Origin of the sequence: Streptomyces sp. NRRL S-495, from assembly GCF_000966955.1 — a bacterium.
In the GTDB taxonomy this organism is placed as follows: domain Bacteria; phylum Actinomycetota; class Actinomycetes; order Streptomycetales; family Streptomycetaceae; genus Kitasatospora; species Kitasatospora purpeofusca.
On the sequence record NZ_JZWY01001213.1, the window covers coordinates 1 to 3,126 of the forward strand.

At 73.0% G+C, this 3,126-nt stretch carries 3 protein-coding genes and 1 pseudogene; 3 read left to right on the forward strand and 1 reads right to left on the reverse strand.

The window, feature by feature from the left end; translation table 11 throughout:
• The 3 genes and pseudogenes from VR45_RS40675 to VR45_RS40685 all read left to right on the forward strand — a co-directional run.
• Positions 1 to 232: pseudogene (locus tag VR45_RS40675) on the forward strand (hypothetical protein); the annotation flags it as partial.
• 281 nt (positions 233 to 513) lie between these two features.
• A complete protein-coding gene (locus tag VR45_RS40680; protein ID WP_045945018.1) occupies positions 514 to 786 on the forward strand; it encodes a hypothetical protein in 273 nt (90 codons plus the stop codon).
• A 362-nt stretch (positions 787 to 1,148) separates the two neighbouring features.
• A complete protein-coding gene (locus tag VR45_RS40685) occupies positions 1,149 to 1,928 on the forward strand; it encodes a hypothetical protein (protein WP_159394559.1) in 780 nt (259 codons plus the stop codon).
• Between the two features lie 166 nt (positions 1,929 to 2,094).
• On the opposite strand, the gene VR45_RS40690 is transcribed toward VR45_RS40685, so the two are convergent.
• Entirely contained in the window at positions 2,095 to 2,823 is a 729-nt protein-coding gene (locus VR45_RS40690; protein WP_234326676.1) for a helix-turn-helix domain-containing protein, read from the reverse strand.
• Positions 2,824 to 3,126 lie beyond the last annotated feature (303 nt).

The following is a 3,126-nucleotide window of genomic DNA, read 5'->3' on the forward strand; positions in this document are numbered from 1 at the left end:
GGTGGCCGCGCTCCTGATCGGCTATCTGCTGCTGGTCGACGTCCTCGGCCCGCAGCGCGACGGCGCCCGGCCCGCGCACGTGCTGGCCGCCCTCGCCGCGGCCGGGCTGGTCCTGTCCGTCGCGTTCGCGCCGACCGGGGCGGGGGAGTGGTCGCGTCCGATCGCCCTGGCCGGTCTGGCGGCCGCGGGCTGGGGCGTTGCGCGGGCACTCCGGCCGCGCCCCGGCGGCTGAGCGGGGGCCCGGCACGAACCGGTCGGGGCGCCCCGGCCTGTCGGCTGTGCGGACGGGCCGCTCGACGGCCGGGCGGTGCCGCCGATCCGGATGCTTCCGTTCGTGCGAGGTGTGTTCGGCTTCCGCGATCAGGAGGGACCGATCCCTTCGGTCGGCGGGCCCGCACGGGGCGGCAGGCCCTTGCGGGCGCACGGCCGTCCGCCGCGTCCCGCCGCAGGAGGAGCCGTCCGCCGGAACCCGGACACCGGCCGATGTCAGTGCCGGGCGCCATGCTGGTGGGCATGGACGAGGAGGCATTGATGCGGGGCCGGGTGTACGGCGCGGACCATGACGACCCGAACCCTGGCCCGCGGCCCGGCCGGGTCTACCGGGAGCTGTGCGGCGGGCCGCTCGACGGTCTGCTCCTGGACGTCACCGGTTGGGGCGCCGACGCTCTCGCCGACGGCGCCGCGCTGCCCACCGAGATCGGCCGTTTCGGTTCCGGCGGCCGCGCCCACTACGGGCCCCGCCCCGCGGATCCGCGTCGGTGGGACTGGGTCGGGGACAGCGGCTGACGTCCCGGTCCGGGCTCCCGACCGGTCCGGGCCGACCCGACGGCCACCATCGGTCGGCCCACCCTGCCACCGGCTCGGACGGTGTCAGAAACGCGCGACAGAACCACAGTTCGCCACGGTGCGTGTCACAGCACCGCAGGCTCGCCGTGGACCCTGTCGTAAACGCTTTCGAGAATGTCAGCGGTTCGTGAAAGTGTTCTCCCTGATCATCCCATCTGACGGAGAACTCGTGAAGATCCGCCGTACCACCCTGACCGCCGCCGCCACGCTGATAGCCCTGTCCGCCGTGGCCGCCTGCAACGACGGCGACGACGCCAAGTCCGCGCCGTCGGCCGCCGGTGCCGGCCACTGCCAGTCCCACCGTGACCGCGAGTGCGAGTGCCACTCCGAGCCCGTCCTCGACGACGGAGGTTCCGACTCCGACGCCCACCCCGACCGCCACGCCGACGCCCACGCCGACCGCGACTGCCACTGGCGCGCCGGTCGACGCGACCGGCGCGTTCGACCCCGCGGTGGCCCTGGCCAACGCCGACCGGACCCCGTACGCCGCCACCGAGACCATGAAGACGACCGCGTCGGCGGACGGTCAGGGCTCCGTGATCACCGCCAGCGGCCGGGTGAACCTCAACACCCCGACCCGTGAGGGCCGGACCGAGACGAAGATGACGATCACCGGCAGCGACGAGCCGATGCTCTGGATGGAGGTGGTCAACACCGGCAGCGCCGTCTTCATGCGGGACAAGAGCAAGCCGGGCGGCGCCTGGAGCCCGTCGAGCACCACGGACGACACCCGGTCGGACAGCATCGGCGACTACGTCAAGGCACTCGTCGACGCCGGCCCGGCCGCCCGCAAGGGGATGGAGCAGAAGAACGGCGTCCCGGCCTATCACCTCGGCGCCCGCATGACGGCCGCCCAGATGAAGGCCATCGACCCCGAGGAGTACCAGAAGCTGGTCGACAAGGGCGTCAGCGGAAAGCAGATCGACGTCTGGATCGACCGGGCCGGCCGTGTCCTGGCGCATACCCAGTCCATGAAGATCCCCAAGGACGGCACGACCGTCACCACGGTGATCACGGTGACCTACACCGACTTCGGACCCCGCGAGACCTTCCCCGCGCCGACCGCCGCCGCCGCCAGCTGACCGGCAACGCCCCACCGAGCCGCCCGCCCGCGGCCCGCCGCCGCGTTCCCGGTCCGGTCCGGCGACCCCGGTGCCGTCGTCGCCCCCCACTGTTCCGGTCCACCCCCTCGGTCCGGGCTGTCCCACCGTCCCTCGGCCGGTGGGACAGCCCGGGTCCTGCCTCCGGTCACCCACTTACGGCCGGCTCATGGGCCGACGGGTGCCGATTCGGCGGGAGCAGGGCCGCTTCGGTCGAGCGGGCGTAGTCGGTGGGAGTGCGACCGAAGTGCTTCTTGAAGGCCCGGGTGAAGTGGCTGCTGTCCGCGAACTGCCAGTGTGCGGCGAGCTCCGAGATGCTCAGACGGCCCGACGGCGCGGTGAGGGCCAGTTTGGCCTCGTGCAGTCGCCGGTGGCGGATGTAGGTGCTCACCTGCTCACCCACCACGGCGAAGGCCCGGTGCAGGGTACGGACGGAGACGTTGAGTTCACGCGCGAGCATCGCGGGGGAGAGCTCGGGGTCGGCGAGGTCCTTGGCCGCCTGGGCGAGGGCGGGAGCGAGTCTGGGTTCCACGTCGTCGAACCGGCCCTTCGCCACCGCCTTGGCCAACTCGACCAGGGTGGCCTGCGCCGCTTCCACCCCGGCCGGCCCGAGGTCGGCCACGGTGGTGTGGATCATGTCGGTGAGGGCCGTCAGCAGGCGCACCTCGGCCGAGTCCGCCGACCCGGTGACGGCCCGGTTCCCGAGCAGGGGCGTGAGTTCACCAGGCGGCAGGACGAGGAACTTCGCCGTGAGGTCCGCCGACGTCTCGAAGGCCGTCAGGCGCCCGAGGTGCCGGAGCACGAACTGCCCGGCCGACACGGTCCGGTCGCCGTGACCGGGCGGGCGGCCCAGCGTCCAGGCGCCGCGCCGCACCACGTTCGTGACTCCTCCCCGGCGTTTCCGCCGGGGCTTCAGGCATTCCGGGCACGCGAGCTGCACGAACTTCTCGGCATGCCACTGACGAGGCGTCCGTCAGCATCACCCGCAGCCGCCTCGGACGCCTCACCCGCCAAGGCTTCCTCACCCGACCCGGACGAGGCCGCTACCAGAAACGGACTTGACGTCCACTGAGATCCGGCAACATCTGCTCTCCCTTCTGACCTACGCAGCCAACTCCCCGGGCTGCGGCGACCTGGGACCTCCCTTGCGCCCGCGCTGCAGCTGCCGGCCGCCGGCGGG

What these genes read in the sequence shown, in the direction of transcription:
- VR45_RS40680 (WP_045945018.1), top strand. Translation starts at nt 514, where the DNA reads ATGGACGAGGAGGCATTGATGCGGGGCCGGGTGTACGGCGCGGACCAT.